The 24264-nt window shown below is 69.7% G+C and carries 23 protein-coding genes and 3 pseudogenes; 6 read left to right on the top strand and 20 right to left on the bottom strand.

What is annotated here, in order from left to right; genetic code table 11:
• Window positions 1–18: 18 nt before the first annotated feature.
• The 9 genes from WBG99_RS25855 to solA all read right to left on the bottom strand — a co-directional run bounded on the left by WBG99_RS25855 (window position 19) and on the right by solA (window position 8794).
• Entirely contained in the window at window positions 19–1398 is a 1380-nt protein-coding gene (locus tag WBG99_RS25855; RefSeq protein ID WP_338898590.1) for an aminotransferase class III-fold pyridoxal phosphate-dependent enzyme, read from the bottom strand.
• Window positions 1395–2261 (bottom strand): ABC transporter permease, encoded by an 867-nt coding sequence (locus WBG99_RS25850; protein WP_338898589.1) that lies wholly within the window; start codon window positions 2259–2261, stop codon window positions 1395–1397. Before WBG99_RS25850 ends, WBG99_RS25855 begins: the two co-directional genes overlap by 4 nt.
• Entirely contained in the window at window positions 2258–3148 is an 891-nt protein-coding gene (locus WBG99_RS25845; RefSeq protein WP_338898588.1) for an ABC transporter permease, read from the bottom strand. The genes WBG99_RS25850 and WBG99_RS25845 overlap by 4 nt, the downstream gene beginning before the upstream one ends.
• A gap of 3 nt (window positions 3149–3151) precedes the next feature.
• A complete protein-coding gene (locus WBG99_RS25840) occupies window positions 3152–4291 on the bottom strand; it encodes an ABC transporter ATP-binding protein (protein WP_338898587.1) in 1140 nt (379 codons plus the stop codon).
• Window positions 4284–5387, bottom strand: a complete 1104-nt coding sequence (locus WBG99_RS25835) for an ABC transporter substrate-binding protein (protein ID WP_338898586.1) — start codon at window positions 5385–5387, stop codon at window positions 4284–4286. Before WBG99_RS25835 ends, WBG99_RS25840 begins: the two co-directional genes overlap by 8 nt.
• Window positions 5388–5480: 93 nt before the next feature.
• Complete coding sequence (locus WBG99_RS25830; RefSeq protein WP_338898585.1) at window positions 5481–6452, bottom strand: succinylglutamate desuccinylase/aspartoacylase family protein; 972 nt, start codon at window positions 6450–6452, stop codon at window positions 5481–5483.
• Window positions 6453–6472: 20 nt separating this feature from the next.
• Window positions 6473–7015, bottom strand: a complete 543-nt coding sequence (locus WBG99_RS25825) for an FAD-dependent oxidoreductase (RefSeq protein WP_338898584.1) — start codon at window positions 7013–7015, stop codon at window positions 6473–6475.
• Window positions 6958–7608, bottom strand: a complete 651-nt coding sequence (locus WBG99_RS25820; RefSeq protein ID WP_338898583.1) for an FAD-dependent oxidoreductase — start codon at window positions 7606–7608, stop codon at window positions 6958–6960. The genes WBG99_RS25825 and WBG99_RS25820 overlap by 58 nt, the downstream gene beginning before the upstream one ends.
• Window positions 7609–7651: 43 nt before the next feature.
• Complete coding sequence (solA, locus tag WBG99_RS25815) at window positions 7652–8794, bottom strand: N-methyl-L-tryptophan oxidase (protein ID WP_338898582.1); 1143 nt, start codon at window positions 8792–8794, stop codon at window positions 7652–7654.
• A 258-nt stretch (window positions 8795–9052) separates the two neighbouring features.
• Here solA and WBG99_RS25810 point away from each other — a divergent pair, with 258 nt between their 5' ends.
• From WBG99_RS25810 to WBG99_RS25785, 6 genes and pseudogenes are all read left to right on the top strand, one after another.
• Complete coding sequence (locus tag WBG99_RS25810) at window positions 9053–9799, top strand: IclR family transcriptional regulator (RefSeq protein WP_338900492.1); 747 nt, start codon at window positions 9053–9055, stop codon at window positions 9797–9799.
• 453 nt (window positions 9800–10252) lie between these two features.
• Window positions 10253–11281 carry an L-threonine 3-dehydrogenase gene (gene tdh / locus WBG99_RS25805; protein WP_338898581.1) on the top strand — a complete coding sequence of 343 codons (1029 nt, stop codon included), beginning with the start codon at window positions 10253–10255 and terminating at the stop codon, window positions 11279–11281.
• Between the two features lie 80 nt (window positions 11282–11361).
• Window positions 11362–12570 carry a glycine C-acetyltransferase gene (locus WBG99_RS25800; protein ID WP_338898580.1) on the top strand — a complete coding sequence of 403 codons (1209 nt, stop codon included), beginning with the start codon at window positions 11362–11364 and terminating at the stop codon, window positions 12568–12570.
• Between the two features lie 5 nt (window positions 12571–12575).
• A complete protein-coding gene (locus tag WBG99_RS25795) occupies window positions 12576–13508 on the top strand; it encodes a LysR family transcriptional regulator (RefSeq protein ID WP_338898579.1) in 933 nt (310 codons plus the stop codon).
• A 65-nt stretch (window positions 13509–13573) separates the two neighbouring features.
• A pseudogene (locus tag WBG99_RS25790) lies at window positions 13574–14103 on the top strand (PucR family transcriptional regulator); the annotation flags it as partial.
• A 553-nt stretch (window positions 14104–14656) separates the two neighbouring features.
• Window positions 14657–15037, top strand: a complete 381-nt coding sequence (locus WBG99_RS25785; RefSeq protein WP_338898578.1) for a carboxymuconolactone decarboxylase family protein — start codon at window positions 14657–14659, stop codon at window positions 15035–15037.
• Window positions 15038–15153: 116 nt separating this feature from the next.
• On the opposite strand, the gene WBG99_RS25780 is transcribed toward WBG99_RS25785, so the two are convergent.
• From WBG99_RS25780 to WBG99_RS25730, 11 genes and pseudogenes are all read right to left on the bottom strand, one after another.
• Window positions 15154–15585 carry a PRC-barrel domain-containing protein gene (locus WBG99_RS25780; RefSeq protein ID WP_338898577.1) on the bottom strand — a complete coding sequence of 144 codons (432 nt, stop codon included), beginning with the start codon at window positions 15583–15585 and terminating at the stop codon, window positions 15154–15156.
• Window positions 15585–16160 (bottom strand): PRC-barrel domain-containing protein, encoded by a 576-nt coding sequence (locus tag WBG99_RS25775; RefSeq protein ID WP_338898576.1) that lies wholly within the window; start codon window positions 16158–16160, stop codon window positions 15585–15587. Before WBG99_RS25775 ends, WBG99_RS25780 begins: the two co-directional genes overlap by 1 nt.
• Window positions 16157–16303, bottom strand: a complete 147-nt coding sequence (locus WBG99_RS25770; RefSeq protein WP_338898575.1) for a hypothetical protein — start codon at window positions 16301–16303, stop codon at window positions 16157–16159. The genes WBG99_RS25775 and WBG99_RS25770 overlap by 4 nt, the downstream gene beginning before the upstream one ends.
• A gap of 912 nt (window positions 16304–17215) precedes the next feature.
• Complete coding sequence (locus WBG99_RS25765) at window positions 17216–18625, bottom strand: SGNH/GDSL hydrolase family protein (RefSeq protein WP_338898574.1); 1410 nt, start codon at window positions 18623–18625, stop codon at window positions 17216–17218.
• A 241-nt stretch (window positions 18626–18866) separates the two neighbouring features.
• On the bottom strand, window positions 18867–19784 hold the full coding sequence (locus tag WBG99_RS25760; RefSeq protein WP_338898573.1) for a YihY/virulence factor BrkB family protein: 918 nt from the start codon (window positions 19782–19784) through the stop codon (window positions 18867–18869).
• A 346-nt stretch (window positions 19785–20130) separates the two neighbouring features.
• Window positions 20131–20649 (bottom strand): DUF6262 family protein, encoded by a 519-nt coding sequence (locus WBG99_RS25755; protein WP_338898572.1) that lies wholly within the window; start codon window positions 20647–20649, stop codon window positions 20131–20133.
• Complete coding sequence (locus tag WBG99_RS25750; protein WP_338898571.1) at window positions 20646–20822, bottom strand: hypothetical protein; 177 nt, start codon at window positions 20820–20822, stop codon at window positions 20646–20648. The genes WBG99_RS25755 and WBG99_RS25750 overlap by 4 nt, the downstream gene beginning before the upstream one ends.
• 136 nt (window positions 20823–20958) lie before the next feature.
• Window positions 20959–21669, bottom strand: a pseudogene (locus WBG99_RS25745) (IS256 family transposase); the annotation flags it as partial.
• A 38-nt stretch (window positions 21670–21707) separates the two neighbouring features.
• Window positions 21708–23198: an ISL3 family transposase gene (locus WBG99_RS25740; RefSeq protein WP_338900158.1), complete on the bottom strand. Its 1491-nt coding sequence runs from the start codon at window positions 23196–23198 to the stop codon at window positions 21708–21710.
• Window positions 23199–23367: 169 nt separating this feature from the next.
• Window positions 23368–23871 (bottom strand): annotated as a pseudogene (locus WBG99_RS25735) (transposase); the annotation flags it as partial.
• Between the two features lie 68 nt (window positions 23872–23939).
• Window positions 23940–24173 (bottom strand): hypothetical protein, encoded by a 234-nt coding sequence (locus WBG99_RS25730; RefSeq protein ID WP_338898570.1) that lies wholly within the window; start codon window positions 24171–24173, stop codon window positions 23940–23942.
• Between the last annotated feature and the right edge of the window lie 91 nt (window positions 24174–24264).

Below are 24264 nucleotides of genomic sequence, written 5' to 3'. Positions count from 1 at the left end.
AATACGCGAATGCGTGGATCACAGGCGGGCGGAGGCCTCGTCGAGGGTGTCCGCGATGATGTCGGCGACACGGTCCAGGAGGTCGCGGTCGCTGATCAGTGGGGGCGCGATCTGGACCAGTGGGGCGGCGCGGTTGTAGACGCGGGCGAGCAGCCCGGCCTCGCGCAGCCGGCGCGGGATGAGGTCGGCGACGAGCGTGGCGCGGGCGGTGTCGCCGAAGCCGCCGCCGTCGAGGTCGCCGACGAGTTCGAGGGCGTAGAAGAATCCGGCGCCGCGGACGTCACCCACGATCGGCAGCTCGCCCAGGGACGCCATGCGCTGGGCCAGGTGGCCCTGGTGGCCGCGGACGTTCTCCAGGATCCGGTCCCGCTCCATGATGTCCAGGCTGCGCAGGGCAATGGCCGCGCTCAGAGGGTGGCCGCTGAAGGTGTAGCCGTGGTTGAGGACCTCGCCGGGCTGGTTGATCACCTCGGCGACGCGGTCCGAGACCAGGGTCGCGCCCATGGGGGCGTAGCCGGCGGTGATGCCCTTGGCGACGGTGACGATGTCCGGGCGGACGCCGTAGCACTCGCCGCCGAACCACTCCCCCAGCCGGCCGAACGCGGTGATCACCTCGTCGGCGACCAAAAGGAAGCCGTAACGGTCCGCCAGCGCCCGCAGCCCCTGCCAGTAGCCCTCGGGCGGGGTGATGCAGCCGCCCCGGTTCTGCACCGGCTCGGCGATGAGCATGGCGACGCTCTCCGGTCCCGCGGCGAGGACCGTGGCCTCCACGTCGGCGAGCAGGTACTCGGTGAAGGCCGCCTCGTCGAGGGGCTGTTGCAGGGCGGTCCGGTTGGTGTTGGCGACGAAGTGGGTCTCCACGGCGGGCGGCCCGTACGGCTCGGTGAGGCCGGGGTCGTCCGTGAAGGACAGCGCCCCGAGCGTCAGCCCGTGGTAGGCGCCGCGCCGGGAGATGGCCTTGGTCCGGCCCGCTTCGCCGCGCAGGGTGTGGTACCTGCGGGCGATCTTCCAGGCGGTCTCCACCGCCTCGGCGCCGCCGCCGCTGAAGAAGACGTGCTCGATGCCGTCGGGGGCCAGGGCGGCGAGACGCTCCGCGAGAGCCAGGCCGGTGGGATGTGCGGACTCCGACCACAGAGGGCTGTAGCAGAGTTCACGCAGTTGCTTCTGGGCCGCTTCGGCGATCTCGTCGGCGTAGGAGTAGCCGATCTGGCAGCAGTACAGCCCGGAGAGGCCGTCGATGTAGCGGTTGCCGGCCGCGTCGTCGACGTACGGTCCCTCGCCGTGGCGTACGACGAAGAGTTCCTTGCCCGGTTTCGCGAGCGACCCGTTGGCGGTCATGTTCAGCAGCAGGTGCCGCTGAGCGGTGGCGGTGGTCAGCTGAGCGGTGTCGGTGGTCATACCGTCTCGCCTCCGGGGTTGGCGACCCCTGCCGTGTTCTCGACCGACAGCAGGGAGCCCTGCCGGCCGGAGCCGAGCCAGCGCACCAGGGCCACCAGGCCGAGGGCGAGGATCGCGAAGGCGGTGAGGAGCGCGCTGATCGCGGTCACACTGGGGTCGATGTCGAAGGTCAGGGAGTTGTAGATCTGCACCGGCAGGGTGACGGTGTCGACCGAGGACAGGAACTGGGAGATGTAGAACTCGTCGAAGCTGGTGATGAAGGAGAAGATCGCTGCCGCGATCATTCCGGGGGCGGCCAGGGGGAAGGTGATCCTGCGGGCGATGGTCAGCCGGTTCGCGCCCATGCTGGCTGCGGCGTCCTCGAGGCGTTCGTCGATCCCGCGCAGGGTCGCGATCAGGATCAGGATCGCGATCGGTGAGGCCAGCACGGTGTGCCCCAGGGCGATCGCCAGCGGGCTGCCCAGCATCGAGGCGGGCTCGAAGAGCAGGAACAGGCCGAGGGCGGTGACGATCTGCGGGATGAGCAGCGGTCCGAGGACCAGGGCGTAGACCGCGGAGCGCAGCGGGAGTTCGCTGCGGGTCAGGGCGGTCGCCGCGGTCACAGCGATGATCAGCGAGAACACGGTGCTGAGGCAGGCCACCAGCGCGCTCGTCGACATCGCGGCCGGCCACTTGCTGCCGTCGGCGAACAGCGACGTGTACCAGTTGAGCGTCCAGGCTTCCGGCGGGAACGAGCCGAAGGCGTTGCTGCTGAAGGAGGTGACGAGGATGACGACGATCGGCAGGGCCAGGAACAGCAGGATCACGGTGGCGATGGCGGTCAGGGCGATCCGCCCGGCGAGGGTGCTGCGCAGCTCCATCATGACGTGCTCCTCCTCTTACGGCTGGCGCCGAGGGAGGTGACGAGCTTGACCAGCAGCAGTCCGGCGAAGGTCATCAGCAGCAGGACGACGCCCTCGGCGGCCGCCCCGTTCCACTGGTTCTGCTTCATCACCTGCTGGTTGATGAGGGAGGCGATCATCGTCTGGTCGGGACCGCCCATCAGGGCCGGGGTGATGTAGTAGCCCAGCGAGAGGATGAAGCTGAGCAGTCCGGCGCTGACCAGGCCGGGGGCGACCAGCGGCAGGTAGACCCGGCGGAAGATCGTCACGCGCCCGGCGCCCATGCTGGCCGCTGCGGCCAGGAGCCTTCGGTCCACACCGCGCATCACGCCGTACAGCAGCAGCACGGTGTAGGGCAGCATCACGGAGGTGGTGCCGATGACCACACCCAGCTCGTTGTAGAGCAGCTGGAACGGCGCACCCGGCGCCCACACCAGGCTCTCGTTCACCAGGCCCTTGTCGCCGAGCATGATGATCCACCCGTAGGTGCGGACCAGGGCGCTGATGAAGTGCGGGACGACCACGATCAGCATGGCCACTCCGGCCCACAGGGGCTTGAGCCGGGAGATCGCGTTCGCCAGAACGAACCCGAAGACCAGACTGAACAGCGCCGTCTCCGCCGAGATCCGCACCGTGGTGAACAGCACGGAGAGGTTGATGCCCGTCAGCGCCTCGACGTACCAGTGCAGGGTGAGCGATCCGTCGGCGTTCTTCAGGCTGAGGAAGAGCGTGCTGAAGATCGGGTAGACGAACAGCGCCAGCAGGTACACGACGACGGGCAGCGCGTACAGGATCCCGACCCGGGTCCTGCGGGAGGCCAGGAGCCTGCGCGGACGGGCGGGGGCGTTGGCGGTCAGGGTGGCGGCCATGGCTCACCCGCCCTGTTCGGTGGGGAAGAGGTTGACGTCGTCGGGATCGATGGTGATCCCGACCCGCTCACCGGAGACGGGTCCGCGGCCGGCCGGTACTTCGAGGCGCAACAGCGGCGCGTCGCCGTCGGCGATCCGCACCCCGGCGCGGACCAGGGTGCCGACGTAGGTGGCGATCTCGACCGTGCCGGTACAGAAACCGTCGCCGGGGGCGCAGGCCCGCAGTCGGCCCGGCTGGACGGCGGCCTTGACCGGGGCGCCGATGGCCACATCCTGGCGCCGCGCCTTCAGCAGGCTCCCGCACTGGTCGAGGCGGACCAGGGTGTGCTCGTCGGTGTGCTCTTCCACGCGGCCTGGGATGAAGTTGGCCGCGCCGAGGAAGTCCGCCACGAACGGCGTCCTCGGCCGCTCGAACAGCTCCCGCGGGGTGTCGAACTGCTCGATCAGGCCGTTGCGCATCACCGCGATGCGGTCCGACAGGACCAGCGCCTCTTCCTGATCGTGCGTCACATAGATGACGGTCAGGCCGAGTTCCTGCTGGACGGCCTTGATCTCGACCTGGAGCTGGTCGCGGAGCTTCTTGTCCAGCGCGCCGAGGGGCTCGTCCATGAGGATCACCGGCGGGCGGTAGACCAGCGCGCGGCACAGGGCGACGCGCTGCTGCTGGCCGCCGGACAGCTCGCGCGGCTTGCGGCCGCCGAAGCCGGACAGGCCGGCGATCTCCAGGGTCTCCCCGACCCGCCTGCGGATCTCGCTCTTCGGCACGCCGCGCAGCGTGAGCGGGAAGGCGACGTTCTCACTGACCGTCATGTGCGGGAAGAGCAGGTACTGCTGGAAGACGAAGCCGAGGTTGCGTTTCTGCGGGGCGAGCCGCGTGACGTCACGGTCCCCGACGGTGATGGTGCCGGAGTCGGGTTCGCAGAAACCGGCGATCATCATCAGGGTCGTGGTCTTGCCCGACCCGGAGGCGCCGAGGAAGGTGACGAACTCCCCCGCCGCGATTTCCATGGACGCCTCGTCGACCGCGACGACGTCTCCGTATGTCTTGCGCAGGGCCACTACCGACAGCGCTTTGCCGGTCGCGCTGGCCGGCGCGACGCCGGCCACCTCGACGGACGGTGTGGCGACACCGAATTCAGCCACGAGCCCACTCCAGCCAGCGCTTGCTGACGGCCTCTTCGTTCTTCAGCCACCAGTCGATGTCGGCGTCGAAGCCCTTGTCGTAGTACTTCGGCGCACCGGCGAGCGCGTTGCGCTCCTCCTGGGTGAGCTTCTTGTAGGCCACCGGGGACGACGGGTTCGACGGGAAGGCCTTGGCCAGGGCGGCCTGCGACTCCGGACGCAACGAGAAGTCCATGAGCCGGTAGGCGGCGTCCACGTGGGCCGCGCCCTTGGCGATGGCGTAGCCCTGGAACTGGCGGCGCATGCCGTTGAGCTGCCGCGCCACCGGGGCGCCCTGCTTCTGCAGATCGGCAAGCCGGCCGTCCCAGACGGTGGACAGCGTCACCTCCTCGCGGCTGAGCAGCACACCGGGGAGCGGGCCGCTGTCCCAGAACTTCTTGATGTCGGACCGCAGCCGGGTCAGCGCCTTGAAGGCACGGTCCACATCGAGCGGGTACAGCTTGTCCATCGGGACGCCGTCGGCCAGCAGCGCGAACTCCAGCTCCGGCAGGTCGCCGTCCGGGTTGCACATCGAGCGGCCGCCCTTGAAGGCCTTGGTGTCCCAGAAGTCCGCCCACGACTCGGGCTTCTTGCCGCCGAAGGCGTCGGTGCGGTACCCCATGCACGCGCCGTAGAAGCTGTTGGCGACGGCGTGTTCGGTGATCTGGTTCTCGGGGATCTCGGCGGCCTTCAGGCTCTTGATCCGGTCGCGGTCCAGGGTCTCCAGGGCGTCCTGGGTCACGTACTTGGCGTGGGACATCATCGAGTTGTTGATGAGGTCGGCCTGCGGGCGGCCCTGCTTGATCTGTGCGAGCAGCGGGGCGTCGTTCATGTTGACGACCTGGACCTTGATGCCGGTCTCCTGGGTGAACGGCGTGTAGATCGCCTTCTGGAGGGCCGCGCCGAAGGAACCGCCGCTGTCGCGGACGATCACCGTCTTGCCGCCGCCCTTGCCGCCACCGGCCGGGGTGCGGCTGGTGCCGGTGCCGCACGCTGAGAGGGCGGGCAGGGCGGCTATGGCGGCCAGGCCGCCGGCTCCGCGCAGGAGCGCTCTGCGACCGATCGTGGGATCACTCATGACAAATCTCCTGAATATTGGCGCGTCGGGACCAGCTGGGCGGGGGGGTGGGGACGTGTGGGGATCGGGGTGGGTGGCGGGCTCGACGGCCCGTCAGCCGTGCGGGGCGGCGATGGCGGAGAGCTCCGTGCCGGGGCGGACGGTGAGCCCGTCCATGTCGTAGATGATCTTTCCGGTGGCGGGGGCGGCGACCTTGTGTTCGGTGCCGTCGACCGGGTCGATGACGCGGCCGATGGTCTGTCCTTCGGTCACCTCGTCGCCGGTGATCGCGTCCGGGTACCACAGGCCGGTGGCCGGGGAGACGACGTCGCCCGTCCAGATCCAGTCGCGCGGCTGTGCGGCCACCGGGTCGACGTGCTGCGGGGCCTCGATGACACCGAGGTGGTGCAGGAGCCGGTACAGGCCGTCGAGGAGTCTGCGCACGGTGACGGAGTCCCGGTCGCCGAGTTGCCCGGTCTCGATGAGGACGGCGGGGATGCCCTGCCGGTTTGCCGCGGCGTGGCTGTTGCCGCCGTCCGGGCTGGTGCCGAAGATGACCCGCTCGTATCCGACGGCGTGGGCCATTCCCTTGATCTTCGCGTCCAGCTCGGCGTCGGAGGTCAGGCGGTAGCCGACGAAGTCGAGCAGACGCTGGTCGATGCCGCCGCTGTGCAGGTCCGCGTAGGCGTCGGCGCCGTTGATCACGTACTCGAACAGCCAGGCCGCCATCCGGTCGGTGGGACCGCCGTCCTTGTCGCCGGGGAAGACGCGGTTGATGTTGACGCCGTCCAGCGGGGAGATGTTGAGCCTGCCGCCGTAGACGGCCGGGGGGTTGGCCACGGGGCAGATCACCACCTGGCCGGCGATCTCGTCCGGTTCCAGCAGCCCGGCCAGGCGGGTGGCGGCGTCGGTCCCGATGAACTCGCCGCCGTGGACGCCGCCGGTGATCACGACCCTGGGGCCGGGGCGGGAGCCGTTGACGAGGATCAGGGGGACCTCCACCGTCGTGGGGCCGATGTCGGCGGGAATGCTCCCGCGGGTCTTCTGGCCGGGCTCCGCCCGCAGCGGGCCGATGGTCAGTGTCATGCGTCCTACCTCGTTCGGGCTCAGGCCGCCGTGCGGCCGAGCGTGCTGATGAAGTCGATCGGCTGTGTGGTGCGGCCCTCCAGGGCGAGGTCCGCGGCGATGTCACCCATGGCGGGCGAGAGTTTGAAGCCCTGGCCGGAGAAGCCGGCCAGCACGATGACGTCGTCGCATCCCGGCAGGGGGCCGACCAGCGGGCGGGTGCTGTCGGTGTAGCCCTCCATGAAGACGCCGAGCCGCACCGGGTCCGGGTTCAGGCCGGGCAGGTGGCGCCGCACCGCCGCCGTGAAGGTCTCCAGCTCCTCCGGCGCGACGATCCGGTTCAGCTTGTTCGGATCGTCCACGGGCCGGTGGTGGGCCTGGGACAGTCCGAGCTTGACGGACAGGCCGTCCGGGGACGGGATCGCGTAGAAGGGAACGTCGCCCCGGCGGATGAAGCCGGGGCGCTCGGCACCGGCCCGTTGGTCCTCGTCGGGCAGGAACCAGGCGCTGATCGCGCGGTACACGCTCACCCCCCACGGCAGATCCGGCAGCAGGTCGCCCACCCAGGGGCCCGGAGTGACCACCGCGGCGTCGAAACGCTCCGTATCCGTGTCCGTGCGGATCTCCACCCTTCCCCGGCGACGGGAGTGACCTCCCGCACCGGGGTGTAGCGGCGGATCCGGGCGCCCAGTTCCTCGGCGCGGCGGGCCGCGGTCTGGACCGTCAGTTCGGGCCGGATGACCCCCGCACGGCGATCGAGAACCACCAGGTCGCCGTCGTCGGCGCGGAACTGCGGGAAACGCTTGGCCATCGCCTCGGCGTCGATCACCTCGTGGTCGAGGCCGTGCTCGGCGATGACGTCCACGACGGTGCGCATCTCGGGGTCGTCGGCCGGTCCCATGAACAGGCATCCCGTCAGTCGGCGCAGCTCGCGGCCGGTCTCCGCCTGCAACTGCCGCCAGAGGGCGTCGGCGTGCCGGACGAGCGGAACGTAGCCGCCGTCGTCGGTCTGCACGCTGCGGAAGACCCGGGTCTCACCGCCGGCGGCGCTGCGGTCGTGCCCCGGGGCGAAGCGGTCGTAGCCGACGACCTCGGCACCCCGGGCCGCCAGCCGCCAGGCGGCCTGACTGCCCACCGTGCCCGTACCGACGACCGCGACGCGTTTCCTCGTGGCCATGTGGTTCTCCCTGCGGATGTGCCCGATGGTGGTCGGATGCGGTTCAGGACGAGGTGCGGCCCACGGTCGACACGAAGTCGATGGGCTGCGAGGAAGAGCCCTCCAGCGCCAGGTCGGCGGCGATGTCACCGAAGGCCGGGGAAAGCTTGAAGCCGTGGCCGGAGAACCCGGCGAGCAGGACCACGTTCTCGTTGCCGGCCCCGGGCAGCGGACCGACCAGCGGGCGGCTGCTCTCCGTGTAGCCCTCCATGAAGACGGACAGGCGGGTCGGGTACGGGTGCAGGTCCGGCATGTGGCGGCGGACCAGTTCGGTGAAGATCTCCAGCTCCTCCGGCTGGACGCTGCGGTCCAGCGCGTTGGGATCGCCGGCTGGGCGGTGCAGCTCCTTGCTGAGCCCGATCTTGACGGAGACGCCGTCCGGGGAGGGCAGACCGTAGCAGTGGGTGGGGGAGGTGCGAATGAACGCGGGACGCTCCTCGCCGAACCAGACGTCGGTGGTGGGCACATACCAGGCGCTGATCAGGCGGCGGATATCCACCTCCCACGGCAGGGCGGGCAGCAGGTCGTTGACCCAGGGGCCGACGGTGACGACGACCGCGTCGAAGCGCTCGCTGCCGGAGTCGGTGCGGACCTCCACCCCGCCGTTCACCGGCGTGATCTCCCGTACCGGCGTGTAGCGGTGGATACGGGCGCCCAGCTCCTCGGCGCGGCGGGCCGCGGTCTGGACCGTCAGCTCGGGGCGGATGAACCCGGCACGGCGGTCGAGCACGACGGCGTCGCCGTCCTCGAGCCGGTATTGGGGGAAACGTTTCGCCAGGGCCTCGGCATCCAGCACCTCATGGTCGAGGCCGTGCTCCGCGATGGACTCAAGGACGGTGGCCATCTGCTGGTGCTCGGTCGGCCCCATCAGCAGGCACCCGGTCAGTCGGCGCAGCTCGCGGCCGGTCTCCTGCTGGAGCTGCTCCCACAGGACGTCGGCGTGCTGGAGCAACGGCACGTACCGGGAGTCCTCGAAGTGCGCGCTGCGGAAGATCCGGGTCTCACCGCCGGCGGCACTGCGGTCGTGCCCCGGGGCGAACCGGTCGTAGCCGACGACCTCGGCGCCACGGGCCGCGAGCCGCCAGGCGGCCTGACTGCCCATCGTTCCGACGCCGACGACGGCGACGCGCTTCCTGGCAGCTGACACAGGACTTTCCTTTCGTATCACCGGGGCACAAGCTGGGGCCCCAGCGTGAGGTTGTTCGATGCGAGGTGTTCGGGACGGAAGGCCGGGCCCTTCAGAGACCCACCACTCCGGCTCACTTCTTCGGGATCTTCCGCGGAGCCGTACACATTGTGGAACACCGTGCTACTATCTGGCACAGAGAATGACAGTGACCCGGAGGGGAGTCAAGAGGGTGTCGGCAAGGAATTCTGAGGATTAACGGGGGGAAACCGGATGGAAATGAAGAGCGTCACCAGGTCACTGCGCATCCTGGAGGCCGTCGCACAACATCAGCCGGTCACGGTCGGAGAGCTGACGAAGCTCTTCGGCCTGCCGAAGTCGACCGTGCAGCGCAGCCTGGTCACGCTGGCCGAGGCCGGCTGGCTGCGGGCCAACCGCAGAGATACCACCCGGTGGGAGATCGGCGCCCGGGTACTGGCCGTACGGCCCGCCGCCCTGCAGGGATCCAGCCTGTTCGCCGCCGCCCGCGAGCCCATGGTCCGCCTGCGGGACGCGGTGAACGAGACGATCCACCTGTCGGTTCCGGACGCTCTGCAGTGCATGGTCGTGGTGGACCGAGTGGACTGCGACCACGCCGTACGGACCTTCCACACGATCGGCGACACCTCGCCGCTGCATGCCACCGCCACCGGCCGCGCCGTCCTCGCCCACCTGCCGAAGCAGGATGTCGAAGAGCTCATCGAGCAGGTGCGGGAGCGCTTCAGCGACACGACGCCTACTGATCCCGAGAACCTGCGGGCCGAAATCAAGCAGATCCGCACCGACGGCTACTCGGTCAACCGCAACCAGTACCGGCCGGGCGTGTGCGCCATCGCCGCGCCCGTCCTCGACGGGGACGGCACGCCGCTGGCCACCGTGGCCATGTCGATGCCCGACTCCCGGTTCGACGAGGACCGGCTGCCCGAGTGGGGCCGCCTGGTCGCCGACACGGCCGCGGAGATCACAGGGCGCCGACTGGGCACCTGACCGCGAGGCCGTGACCAAGCCCCTCTTTGCCGAGGGCCGGCCCCCCACGCTGACGCGCGGGGCCGACCCTCGGCGCGTTTCACGCCAGCAGCCATCACCCTGTGCCCGGCCGGGGGAGAGTGCCGGGCACAGGGCGGCCCAGCGCGCGGCGCGTCCGGTGGCGGGGTGTGCGGCGGCGATGTGTCGCCACTCGCCCGGAAGCTCCCTCCGGTCCCGGGAGCCGGGAGACACCGGGATCGGTCCGCCGCCCCACCCGGGAGGCACCCATGAGTGCGAGGAAACGTTCGCGGTCGATCGTGAAGACGTGCTGTCGGCCCGGTTAAGAAATCCTCGATGGACCGGACGGCCGGCAGCAGGCAGATTGCTGTTGCCCGGTGAGGGTTCGGACGTCGGCGCCCACCGCGCCACCCCGCACACCGGCGTCTTCCATCCCTCACGCACAGGAGCCGCACCATGAAAGCACTGGTGAAGGACAAAGCGGAGCCCGGTCTGTGGCTGAGGGACGTGCCGGAGCCGTCCATCGGACCCGGTGACGTCCTGATCAGAGTTCTGCGTACCGGCATCTGCGGAACGGACCTGCACATCCGCGCCTACGACGGGTGGGCGCGGCAGGCCGTGCGCACCCCGCTGGTGCTGGGCCACGAGTTCGTCGGGGAGGTCGCCGAGGTCGGCAGGGACGTCACCGACACCAAGGTCGGCGACCTGGTCAGCGGCGAGGGCCATCTGGTCTGCGGCAGGTGCCGCAACTGCCTGGCCGGCCGGCGGCACCTGTGCCGGAGCACGGTGGGGCTCGGCGTGGGCCGCGACGGCGCGTTCGCCGAGTACGTGGCCCTGCCGGCCGGGAACGTGTGGGTGCACCGGGTGCCCGTCGACCTCGACACCGCGGCCATCTTCGACCCCTTCGGGAACGCCGTCCACACCGCGCTGTCCTTCCCTCTGGTGGGCGAGGACGTGCTCATCACGGGAGCGGGGCCCATCGGCATCATGGCCGCCGCGGTCGCCGCACACGCCGGAGCCCGAAACGTCGTCATCACGGACGTCAGCGAGTACCGCCTGGAGCTCGCCCGCAAGGTCGGCGTCGAGCTGGCGGTCAACGTCGCCGAGACGACGATCGAGGAGGCCCAGCGGCGGCTGGAACTGCGGGAGGGCTTCGACATCGGCCTGGAGATGTCGGGCCGCCCCGAAGCACTGCGCGACATGATCGCCAACATGACACACGGCGGGCGCATCGCCGTCCTGGGACTGCCCGCCGAGGAGTTCGCGGTCGACTTCGCCAGGATCGTCACCTCCATGATCACGATCAAGGGCATCTACGGCCGCGAGATGTTCGAGACCTGGTACGCCATGTCGGTGCTGCTGGAACGCGGCCTCGACCTCAGCCCCGTGATCACCGGCCGCTATCCCTACCAGGACTTCAAAGCGGCCTTCGAGGACGCCGCGAGCGGTCGGTGCGGCAAGGTCGTCCTCGACTGGACCGCCTGACCCCCGCCCTGCGCCCGCCCCCGCTTTCCCTCCCGCCACTCCGCCCGTACGCCCGCTGCCCCAGACCAGGAGCCACCGCCATGCTCGACTCCGTGCGCGATGACCTGCGCGCCACCCTTGACGAGATCACCGCCACCGGGCTGCACAAACCCGAGCGCGTCATCGGCACCCCGCAGAGCGCGGCCGTCACCGTCACCTCCGGCGGCCGTCACGGGGAGGTGCTGAACTTCTGCGCCAACAACTACCTCGGCCTCGCCGACCACCCGGAAGTGGTCGCCGCGGCCAAGGAGGCACTGGACCGCTGGGGCTACGGCATGGCCTCCGTACGGTTCATCTGCGGGACCCAGGAGGTCCACAAGCAGCTGGAGGACCGGCTCTCCGGCTTCCTCGGTGCCGAGGACACCATCCTGTACTCCTCCTGCTTCGACGCGAACGGAGGCGTATTCGAGACCCTCCTCGACGAACGGGACGCGGTGATCTCCGACGCCCTCAACCACGCCAGCATCATCGACGGCATCCGCCTGTCCAAAGCCCGCCGCCACCGCTACGCCAACCGCGACCTGGCCGACCTGGAGCGGCAGCTGAAGGACGCCTCCGACGCGCGGCGCCGCCTGATCGTCACCGACGGCGTCTTCTCCATGGACGGCTACGTGGCGCCCCTGCGGGAGATCTGCGACCTCGCCGAGGCCTACGACGCGATGGTCATGGTCGACGACTCGCACGCCGTCGGCTTCGTCGGCCCCGGCGGACGCGGCACGCACGAGCTGCACGGTGTCATGGACCGGGTCGACATCGTCACCGGCACGCTCGGCAAGGCCCTCGGCGGTGCCTCCGGCGGGTATGTCGCCGCCCGTGCCGAGATCGTCGCGCTGCTGCGCCAGCGTTCCCGGCCGTACCTGTTCTCCAACTCGCTCGCGCCGGTCATCGCCGCCGCCTCCCTGAAGGTCCTGGACCTCCTGGAGGATTCCGACAAGGACCTCGGGGCCGACCTGCGGCAGCGGCTGGACGCGAACACCGCGCTGTTCCGGTCGCGGATGGCGGAGGCCGGGTTCGCCATCCTGCCCGGCGACCACCCGATCGTGCCCGTCATGATCGGTGATGCGGCCCGCGCCGGGCGCATGGCCGGGCTGCTGCTGGAGCAGGGCGTGTACGTCATCGGCTTCTCCTACCCGGTGGTCCCCCTCGGGCAGGCGCGCATCCGGGTGCAGCTTTCGGCCGCCCACTCCCCTGGTGACGTGGAGCGGGCCGTGGCAGCATTCGTCGCGGCCCGCGAGACCCTGGGAGACTGAGCGACATGATCGACGTGCGGCGGCTGCGGATCCTGCGCGCCGTGGCGGACCACGGGACCGTGACCGCCGCTGCCGCCGCGCTGTACCTCACCCCGTCCGCGGTCTCCCAGCAGCTCGCGGCACTGGAGAGCGAGACCGGCCAGCGGCTGCTGGAGCGCAACGGCCGCGGCATCCGCATCACGGCCACCGGGGAGATCCTGCTCGTCCACGCGAACGCGATCCTCGCCCAGCTGGAACGGGCCGAGGCCGAACTCGCCGCGTACACCTCGGGTGCCGCCGGCGAAGTGACCATCGCCTCCTTCGCTACGGGGATAGCACTCGTCCTCGCACCGGCCATCACGGAACTCGCGATCAGCGCACCCGGCATCCGGATCCGGGTGCGCGACGCGGAGGGCGACGAGAGCCTGCCCATGGTGCTGGACGGGGAGGCGGACGTGGCGGTGGCCGTGGAGTACCGCGGCGCACCGCGGGAGGACGACGAGCGTCTCGTACGGGTGCCGCTGTACTCCGAGGCGTTCGACGCCGTCCTGCCGGTCGGCCACCGGCTCGCGGGGGCGGGCAAGGTGCGGGTGGCCGACCTGGCGGACGAGCCGTGGATCGGCCCGTACCCCGGCAACCCGTGCCACGACGTGGTGGTGCTGGCCTGCGAGTACGCCGGATTTCAGCCCCGACTGCAGCACTCGTCCGACGACTTCCGGGCCGTCGTCGCCCTCGCCGGCGCAGGGGCCGGCGTCGCCCTGGTTCCGCGCTCCGCCCTGCGGGCCACGGAGCTCACTGGCGTGGTGGTCCGCCCTGTCGACGACGTGACGGTGACCCGCCGGGTCTTCGCGACCGTGCGGCGCGGCGCAGAGGAACACCCCCTGATCCGGCCGGTACTGGAGGCGCTGCGCTCGGCGGCGGAGACAGCCGTGCCGGCCGACGGTGTGGGCCCCGGCTGACTTCCCCTTCGTTTCCCCCCTTGCCGCAGGACGGTTCCCCCCGGGCGGCCAGGTGTTCTGTCACGGTGGCCGCACTGGGCCTGCCCACGAGACTCCCGCTTCATCGCCGTGCTGACGGACGTACCTCACGAGGACGAGACGACGAAGGCCGAAGCCCTCCTCTCCGAGGAGCTCAAGGGAACACAGGCCCTCATCGGCCTCCTCGACCTAACCCGCCTCGACATCCTCCTGAACAGTGAGCGTCGGCAGCGAGGCCACGGATCTCCCAGGGGCCGCCCGCTCCTTCGGCGAGGCGATCCGAGTCGCCGAGGCAACCGAACCCGGCCGGCCGCTCCCTGCGGGACGCTCCTACCACGAGCGGTCCGACATCGGCCTGCGCCGTCTCCTCTTCGCACTCCGCGAAGACACCCGGATCCAGGACTACGATGAACGGCACCTCGGCCGAATCGTCGACCACGACCACGCCCCCGGCCACGACACCGACTTGCTGACCACCCTGCGCCACCATCTGGACGCGGCTGCCAACAAGACGGTGGCCGCCCGCCACGGCGGCCTGTCCCGGGAAACCGTCTACCAACGCCTGCGCACCATCGAGGGCCCTCACAAAGGCCCAGCCCAGAGGCCTTGTGTGCCCCTCCGCTCCAGGGACTTTTCAGGGACTTTCAGCTCTGTCCGGGGGAATTCCGAGGGACTTTTCGCCGCCTGACGCGGCAAGCCCCTGAAAGATCGGAAAGGGCCTCCGACGCAGATCAGAGGCCCTTTCCCGGCAAAGCCGCAGGTAGCGGCAGACGAGTCGGGCTGTACGCCGGGTTTTCCTGACGCACCTTTCTGACCTGCGCCTTTGCGGGCCGGATCGGCTGTGACCTGCTAGGTCGGGTTGCAGAGGCGATCGGAGGCCCGGGTTCGACCCGAGCTGCTCGGAGCCAGTCAGAGGCAATCGCCCTCTGTTTGGCCCCGAATCGGCCGAGGTCGGAGCGGTGTCGAACGGGTCAGGACTCCTCTGGCGGCACTCCGAGTCGATCTCGGTCGAGCCGCGATGGGGACGCCTGCCTCCGCTGAGGAGCCAGGCATACGAAGTCCTCCAGGACGGCCATCCTGGAGGCTTCGCCTGGCACCGATTGGAGGTCGGTTCCGGACACCACCCCGACATGGGCTACCACGAGCACACGGACCACCGTTACCTGCGCAACCTCCGCAAGGGGGCTCCTGAGGCCGTCAAGGCTTTCATGGCCTTCGATCAGGAAGCCCTCGCCGGGGCGGGGAAGGTCATCCCGCGCAAGTACACCGAGCTGATGGCCGTCGCGGTGGCGCTGACCACGCAGTGCGCCTACTGCATCGGGGCCCACGTCCCGTCGGCCAAGGCGGCCGGGGCGAGCGAAGCGGAGCTGGCCGAGACGGTCATGATCGCTGCGGCGCTCCGGGCGGGCGGCAGCTATGCGCACGGCTTCATGGCCATGAAGTTCTTCGAGCAGGCCCCCGAGGCCGATGCCCCCGCCGGTGGCGAGACGGAGCAGGCAGCCCGCGCGTAACGACGAACCAGCTCAGCTTCCGGGCTGCACGGCCTTGATGCGCGTTGGGGTGAGGGCCAAAACGCACCCGTGGCACGGAGTGCATCCAATTTGACGGAGTGTCGGCAAGATGTGCGTCACGACTCTTGGACGACCACGGCATAGGAGCCGATGCCGATCAGTCTCTGTCCCGGAAGAGTGCCGGACGAGGTGAGCAGGCCCTGGACCTGGCCGGATTCGGGGTCGAAGTCGATGTCCTGGAGGAGGCCGATCTCGATACCGCGCTCCGACAGAATGCGTCGGCCCAGGAGGTTGCGGCACGCGGCGGCTTGCTCGGTGATGTCCTCGTCGGCGCCTTCCTGGGCGTGGGCACGGGCCATGATCGCGTCGGGGCCGATGGCGTGCACTTTCTGCCAGGTCAGCAGGGTGCCGCCGCCGTTGGTCTTCTTCAGGCGCAGCGCGGCGATGTGGGCCGGGCGGGACGTGATGACCAGGCTGTCGACCTGACCGATGCTCTGGGCCACCTCTGTGTCCATCACCGGACGGTCCGTGATCTCGGAGAGCAGCATCACGCCTCTTTCCCGCTCATGCGGCTGCGGAACTCAGGGATGGCCTTTTCGAGGGCGGACAGGTCGTCGGTCACGTAGTCGGCCACGGCGGCGGGGACGACCAGTGCCTCGCCGGATACGGCGATGGTCCTGGCCAGAGGGATGAACACCGTCCGACCGTGGTGGCCGAGGGTCTTGGCAGGGGTGATCTCGTAGCCCGCGACCAGTGCCTGGGACGCCGTCACCTCGATCACCACATCGGTGACGTGTCCGAGGTCAGTGCCGGTGTCCGTCAGGACCCGTGCCCCCAGGACGTGGCCGTTCGCAACCTCGGCGGAGTCGGCCACCTCGTCGCGGGACTCGAACGCCGTCTCGTCGTGGATCATCACGGCATGAGGTCCGAGGCTCGACACGGCCTCCCAGGGCAGTGCCTGGCGTAGGGGGCCGGAGAACAGGCCACGGCCGCTGAGTGTGAATCCCGAGACCCGGCCCGCGTGCCCGTCGAAGACGACGTCTCTTACCTGGGCCACGGCTTCACCGCCGAGCGTCACCACAGGACGCTTGGTGATGTCCGAGGCCAGCATCAGCGCGTTCATGCGGCCTTTCCCTTCCCTTTCGGGCGGGTGCGCCGCACGACGATCACACCACCGTGGCGTCGTTTGCTCTGGACGCCCGCGAGGATCCCGGCCCCGGCCGCGAGCAGGACCACGACGACAATGAGCCAGACCCACCAGGCCACTGCAGGCACCTCCGCCTCGGGGTGGGGGACGTGCCGCCACGTTCCCTGAACAGGGTCTCTCCGGGACAGACGTCTGTCCAGAGAGCCCGGCACCCTGCTTTCACCGATCTCGCCCGTTCCCCCTTGGGTGCCGTTCGCCGGCCGAGCCCCGGGGGGCGTGGCATGTCTGCGGCCTGCGCCGCCCCCGGACCGCGGGTCCGGGTGGGCCGCGCGGCATCCCCATGAGTCGCTCGGGTCCTCCCGAGGGCGACCAGAATAGGGACCGGCCCGTCGACTCCTGGCATCGGGCGTCTCCTTCACGCTGCGAGCGTGCCTCGGCGCGTCCCGTGCCGCCTTCAGCGAGGTGGCACGGGTCAGTTGGCCGGGGCGGCGTTCGGTGGTCGGGTCACCTTCCGCACCGAACGGCCAGGACGGACAGCCGCAGGCCGAGCGGTCGAGGCGGCCCGCCTGCCGGCAAGGGAGGCGAGGGCTGACTCGCCTGCCGAACGACCGTGGGTATCCAGGTCGCAGGGGCTCTTTCGTCCCAGTTGCGCCGGGTTCACCGCGGCCTCCCGTCGGAGGAAGGAGCCCTGCCCATGGTGCGGTCGGGCCCCGCCCGTCCTGAAACGCGGCAGCAGCCGGAGCTGGTGGCACGACTCGGGAGTGAAGCAGCCGTCGCCGGTCTTGAAGATCCGGCCGCGGGGCGGACAACCGGTCTGCGAGCGCATGGCGTTGGCCTGCCCGGTGAACGTGCCCGTTCCCGCCGCTGCCACATCCTGCGCGCGCAGCGGTCCGACGACGCTCTCGCAGGCACCTTACTCACGTCCCGGCGGGAGACCGGCAGGCTATTTCCTCTCCGTCTCGGGTTGTACCGCCGACATCCGGCACCGGGGGCTTGGCAGACAGCGGTGGTACTGATGCGCGCAGCGGTGGCTACGGTGTCTTCTGCGCCGTGGGGGTGGGTGCGGGTGTGCCGGTGCGTGAGAGCGCCTGCTGGTCGGCGAGGGCGATGGCGAGTTCGCCTGCGGCGTTGGGGTGCAGTGGTGCGTTCGCGTCGGGTCCCTGGACGAAGGGCTGGTCGCTGCAGAGGCGGTGGCCGTCGAAGTGCTGGGGGACGGCGGTGAAGTTGAAGGTCTGTGCGCCCTGGCGCAGTACGGAGTTGAGTTCGTCCAGGCGGGATTTGAGGATCTTGGCCTTGGCGGCGGTGATGTTCTGGTCCATGAGGCAGTCGACGTTCTCGCCGAAGGGGTTGTAGTACTCGTTGATCAGCACCCGGGGGTTCTGGGGCAGTGCGGCGAGATTGTCGAGCAGGTCGTAGTACGCGGTGGTGAATCCGGCGATCTGCTGCTGGAAATAGGCGGTGGAGGCCCGGTCGTCACAGGCGTTGGCGGCGGCGCAGAGCGCGGTCAGGGTGGACCAGCGGATGTCGTTCGCGCCGATACTGACGATGATCACCGAGGCTTTGGTGGCCCCCATCGCGGCCGAGAGCTGGGGCGGCACCCGGGTGGTGCCGCGTTGCTGCGAGCCGAGCAGGCCGTCGCGGATGGTGGCGCCGCTGCAGGCCAGATTGAGGGTATTCCAGTTGTTGGCTGCGGCGAGATACACCGCGTAGGCGTCCTTGCTGCGTCCGCATGCCTTGTCGGCAGCGGTGGGGTCGTCCAGGGGCGCGTTGCCGATCGCGGCGGCGGTGGAGTCTCCGATGACCACGGCCTGCACTCCCGGCCGGGCTGGCGCGCCGACAGCTGTCACGGGGGTGGGTGTGCTCGGTCCCACCAGGTCTTCGATGCCGCGGACCTGCCGCAGTGCCTCGGGGGTGGCGGAGGCCAGGAGGTAGACGCCGAGGGCGTTGATGGCGCACACGCCCGTGACGGCGATGGCGAGCATCCGCAGCGTCGTCGTGCGGCTGGAGCGGCGGATGCTCGCCACCGTGACGGCGATCATCGCCGCGAATCCCGCGGCGATCAGTGTTTCCCACAGCAGGTAGCGCGTCCAGGCGGAGGTGAGCTGTCGGCTCAGGTCCGTCCCGGCGGCTTGGGCGCCTCCCGGTTGGGTGAGAGCCCTTGCCTGGGCGTTCAGGGCGATGCTGGTCAGTTTCAGCCGTGGGCGGATGGGGCCTTCGAAGCGGGGCCGGGTGGGGATCACCTGGCCGAAGAGGTCCAGTTCCCCCGGCCCGGACAGGCTCAGGTCCGGTGAGACCGCGCCCACCTGCACGGTCTGGCCGGCCGGGGTGACCGTCTGCATGGGGGTGACGCGCACCGACAGCCACACGGACAGGGCTGCGACGGCCAGGACGGCGGCAGCGTACCCGAGGACGGTCGGTATTCGGCGAAACCACGGGCGCATACGGGTCCTTTGGTCGGCCGGCGTGCGGACGGGCGCCGACGGCTCAGCCTGTCCCGTCGAGGGCTCTGTACAGTCCGCCGCGCACGGGCATCAGGGCAGTGCGACAGTACCGGGTCCACGGCGCCGTTGGTGCGACACCGCACCGCAGGGGGTTCGGTGGCCTCCGGTCTCTGCCCGGCCGGTCGGGCGGTGTGCGGCCCGGTGCGGGTACCGCGGGCCGGAAGGCGCCCGTGCCGGGGCGTCAGGCTCGGTCGGAAGGGGCCGGCCGGGTGTGGCGGAGCGTGGCGAGTTCGGCGTTGAACTGGGCTCCGGCAAGGAGGGCGAGGTTGGATATCCACAGCCAGACGAGGAAGACGACGATGCCCGCGAGCGACCCGTACAGACGGTCGTAGGTACCCGCGTAGTTGGTCGTGTACAGGGTGAAGCCCGCGGACGCCAGGAGCCACAGGACGACGGCGAGCATGCCGCCGACGGCCCGGTGCCGCAGGCCGTAGGCAGTGGCCTGGCCGGAGCGGAACAGCACCAGGACCAGGACGGTGACCAGGCACGCCAGCAGCGGCCACTTCAGGATGTTCCACGCCGCGACGGCGGCGCCGTCCACCCCCATGATCCGGCCCGCCGCGCGGGCCGCGTCGCCCGTGAGGACCAGGGCCAGCACGCTGGAGACGAGCAGCGTCAGCAGCGCGAGCGCGGTGATCACGGTGAGCGGGGCCTTCTTCCAGAGCGGGCGGCGGTCCTGGACACCGTTCATGGCGTGCACCGCGCGACGGAAGACGCTCAGATAGCTGGAGGCCGACCACAGGGCACCGACGGTGCCGAAGGCGGCCAGCAGCCGTGCGGAGGTCTGCTGGTCGGCCATGCTCTCCAGCGCGCCCAGGACAGCGGGGCGCGCCCGCGCCGGGACGACGGCGGCCACCTGGTCGACGAGGTGCCCGGCTCCCGGGCCGCCGGCGATCCCGAGCAGCGAGAGCGCCACCAGCAGGGTGGGGAAGATGGTGAGCACCGCGTAATAAGTCAGCGCGGCAGCCCAGTCCGTCGCGTCCTCCCTCCACAGGGCTGCCGGTGTCCTGCGCAGGGCCGGCCACCAGTCGCGCCGGCCCGGCACCGCGACGCGGGCCGGATGGGGAGTCAGAGAAGTTGCCGGCTGGTCGGTGGTCACGCGGTGTCCCGTCGGTGGTCACCCGGCGTCGTCCGAGACCGGCGCGCGGTCGGCCCGGCGCACGCGCGGATGGTGGGCAAGCGGACTGCGGGAGGTGGACAGGCGGTGCCAGGATACGGGCGCCGCCCCGCCGCCGTCAGTCGGCCCCGGGACGGGAACACCCGCGAGTGCGTCGACGAGGTGCCCACCGAGCCGGTACCGGACCTGCTGATCGCCGCCGCGGCCACACCCGCATCGGAGATCGGGGTACTGCCGGCGCCACACCGTGTCCCGAGACAGAAGAAGGCCCTCAGCACGGGGGCAAGGGCCGTGACCGGCGGCACCTCAAGATTCCTGGCAGTGCAGCTCAGTGAGGCTCGTTCAGTGCTCGGGTCAGCTCCCTGTTGGCAGCCCTCGCTGCTTTGAGTTCCTCCTCCTTTTCCTCAAGCTCTCCGTTCTTCTCGGCGAGTTCCTGTTCCAACATGACCATGCGCCGCTGGAGTTGATCGACGTTCAGCGGGGCCCCGAGCCCGGACTCGCTCCATACCTGCTCACCGAGCTGCTCGGAAAGCCGCTTGTCCAACTGGCGCACCCGCGCCGCGAGACGGGCGTTGCGCTCCAGGGCGTTGGCCAGGTCGGTCTGCAGGGAGACTCGGCTGACAGCAGCCAGTCGCCCATCCTCGACAGGCGTGCCGGCAGCGGCGTGAACGCGTGCGAGGAGGTCGCGGTGGCGGTAGAGGAAACTGCGGTCGACTCGGGCGGTCCGGGCGAGGCCGGAGACGGTGATGTCGCCTCCGGTGCGCAGGGCCGCGTCCAGGGCCTTGAGCACGCGATCGCGGCGCCGGGCTGAGTCGGCTCGCTTGCCTTCGGTCATGCCGGAGGTCATGCACTTCTCCCAGGGCGGCGGTCGGGCAGGGGCTGCCGCACCTTCGGCATGCCGAGGGAGACGGCACCCGCTCGCGTTCCGCGGACGGTGGTGACGGCCTGCTGGATCTGGGCCCGGTCCTCGTCGGTGAGGTCGTCGAGGTCGGCGCGGACGCGCTGGACCAGGCCGCGCACTCGGCTGATCTCGTCGCTGAGGGCATCGCCTCGCCCCTGGCCCAGTCGTCGGCGTCGGTGAACGCGGCCAGACGCTCGCGGTTGCGCAGGAGATCCGGGTGTGTCCAGTAGACGGCTGATCCAGTTTTTGTAGGGGTCAGTTGGCGGCCGGGGTGAGCCGGCCTTCGAAGGCGATCTGGAAGGCGTTCAGGGGCGCCTTCCAGCGCATGGTCCATCGCTTGCGGCCCTTGCCGGTCGGGTCCGGGCTCATCAGCGCCATGTAGACGCACTTCATGGCCGCGGCCTCGTTGGGAAAGTGGCCGCGGGCGCGAACGGCCTTGCGGATGCGGGCGTTGACGGACTCGATCGCATTCGTCGAGCAGATGACCTTGCGGATCTCGACGTCGAAGGAGAGGAAGGGCACGAACTCGGCCCAGGCGTTCTCCCAGAGCCGGATGACCGCCGGGTACTTCTTGCCCCAGGCTTCCTGGAACTCGCTGAACCGCTCGGTCGCGGCGTTCTCGTTCGGTGCCGTGTAGACGGGCTTCAACGCCTTGGCGATCTTGTCCCAGTCCTGGCGGGCCGCGTGCCGGAAGGAGTTCCGCAGCAGGTGAACGACGCAGGTCTGCACAATCGTTCGAGGCCAGACGGCCTCCACCGCCTCGGGCAGGCCCTTCAGTCCGTCGCAGACCAGCATCAGGACATCGTCGACGCCCCTGTTCTTCAGGTCCGTGAACACGCTCAGCCAGTACTTCGCGCCCTCGCCCCCGTCGCCTGCCCAGATCCCCAGGATGTCGCGGTGGCCCTCGGCGGTCACGGCCATGACGACGTAGATCGGACGGTTCGCCACCTGCCCGTCCCGGATCCGGGTTCTGTCGACGATCTTGTGATCCGGACGGTTCAGACTCACCGTGCGAGTAGGACGCGTTTGCGTAGGAGATCGAGGCTGGCCCTGCCGAACATCTGGCGTTTCAGCATCTTCAGCCGGTTGATGTTGCCTTCGACGGTGCCGGAACTGTGTGGCAGGGACAGTCCGTTGCGGACGGCGTCGAAGTCGCGGCGGAGGTTGCGGGCGAAGCCCGCGAGCGGGGTCAGCGTGTCTTGCTCAGCGTTGGTGATCCAGTCTTCGAGGCGGTCGCCGTGGCGTCCGGTCATCATCGCGGCGAACTTCCTGACGTGGAGGGTGAGCCGGTCGAGCTCGGGATCCCGTTTGCGTAGGCGGTGGAGCTTGTCGGCGTCCTCGTCCCGCAGGTGCTCGGGGTGGGTCATGATCCAGGAGGTGACCTCGCGGACCGATGGCGGCTTGGGGCCGGGGACGGGTGCATGTCCGCGCCCGGTTCGGTAGCGCCGCAGATGACGCTGGACGGCCAACTCGCCACCTGGATAGCCCAGTTGTTGGATCTCGCGGTAGAGCTGGGCGGCGTTTCTGACACCTTCGTTCCAGCGCCGGTGCAGGTGGCCGACGTACGGATCGACGATATGCGCCCGTTGCAGGCTCTTGGCGACGACTTCGTCCGCGGAGCGGGCGTTGACCAGCTTGCGGACGGTGGCTTGGTGCAGCCCGAGTTTCCGGCCGATCGCCGCCTTGGACATGCCCTTCTCCCACAGTTCGTGGGCGGCGGCATGCTGCTCACGCAATCGAGTCACGATCTTCAGCTCCGTCGATGGCTGGACCTTCTCGGGCTCCGCCTCCAGGGCATCGGAGTTACCGTCAGTTGCGGGAACTGGTTCGGTCAGGCGGGAACGATGGGCGTTCACCGACTTCTCGACCGCCTGTCCGAGGTTGGCCCACAGGTGATAGCGATCAGCGACCTGCTCGGCCTGCGGTGCCCCGACCCGTGCACCTTCCGCGTATCCGCCGGAACGGTCACGGCAGATGACCTTCACCTCAGGGTGACCGCGGAGCCAGGCAGCCAGGTCCTCTCCCTCACGTCCGTCGTAGAGGTGCAGTGGACGGTGGGTGGCCATGTCGATGAGCACAGTGCCGTAGTGGCGGCCTTTACGGAAGGCGAAGTCGTCGACACCGAGTACCTCCACCTGGCCGATCTCCGGGTCGGGCAGGGCTCTGACCAGCCGCAGCAGCGTGTCCTTGCCCACGGTGATACCGGCCGCGGCCGCGAGTCGGACTCCTGCCCTGCCGGCCAGCGCCAGCCCGACCCGCGTTAACACCCCACGCAGCAGCGGGCCATAGCGACTGTGCGGGGTGGTCAGCCCCGCGATCTGTTCGGCGAACGTCACCGCTGTGCAGTCAGGGTTCTCGCAGCGGAATCGGCGCACGCACAACTCGATCACCACGCCGAGCCCGCCAACGGCGACATCGCGCAACCTCCGTACGTACCGACCGTGCACCCGAGACGACCTCTGGCCGCACCGGCAGGCCCCAGTCGTGGCCCGCACCCGCGTCCTCAACACCACCTTTTCCGGCCGTCGTTCGACCTCCTCGATCAGCAGCGCGGACAGGTGCGGAAACAGCTCCAAGAGCACATCACGAGAGCACGCGATGCATGATCGCGAACAGTCGGCACGACCCGTTCAACCGTCCGGATCACAAGATCGTCGACAGAACCCGGATCTTCACGTTGATCGCATCGACGAACAACACCGGATAGACGCGGTCCAGGGGGCGGTTGGACCATTCCGCCATCCCGTCCATCACCTTGTCGGTGATCGTGGAGATGGTCGCCTTGGACACGCTCGCGCCGTAGACCTCGGCCAGATGTGCGGAGATTTCCCCGTGCGTCAGGCCCTTCGCGGACAGCGACAGCACCATTTCGTCCACCCCGGACAGGCGCCGCTGCCGCTTCTTGACGATGGCCGGCTCGAACGTCCCGGCCACGTCCCGGGGGACCTTGACCTCGACCGGGCCGACATCGGTCAGCACCGTCTTCGCCCGGGTCCCGTTGCGGCTGTTGCCGCTGCCCCGGCCCTCGGCGTCGTGCTTCTCGTATCCGAGGTGATCGGTGATCTCGCCCTCCAGGGCGGACTCCACCACCCGCTTGGTCAGCTGCTGGAGCAGCCCGCCCTCCCCCGTCAGCTGCAGGCCCTCCGACCGGGCCCGATCCACGAGCATCGCAACCAACTGCTCGTCACTCACCGCCGCGGGCTCGCCGCCCGGTATCTGCTCGATGGCCGTGTCGCTCATCTGGCGTCTCCTTGATCATCGGATCCGCCGATCATTGAACACTCCCGCAGGACTGCGTTGGCGATCACCTCGCTCGCCAGCAGCTCGACGTTCTCCAGCGTTTGATCCGACAAGAGGAGGCCCAAGTCCTGGGCGAGCGCGATGACTTGGCGGCGCGCGGCCGGAACAGCGTCGACAGCCGCCGCAACCGTGAATCCGTACTTCGTACGTTCGGGATCGCGACGTGCCATGACGACAACCTCACCTTGGTAGCGGCCTCAGTAAGCAGAAGCCTTCCACCCGGCAAGAGCTGTGTGAGGACAGTCTGTCCATAGCTCCTAA

It is taken from the genome of Streptomyces sp. TG1A-60 (genome assembly GCF_037201975.1).
Classification (GTDB): Bacteria; Actinomycetota; Actinomycetes; order Streptomycetales; family Streptomycetaceae; genus Streptomyces.
This window is presented reverse-complemented; position numbering and strand designations above follow the sequence as displayed.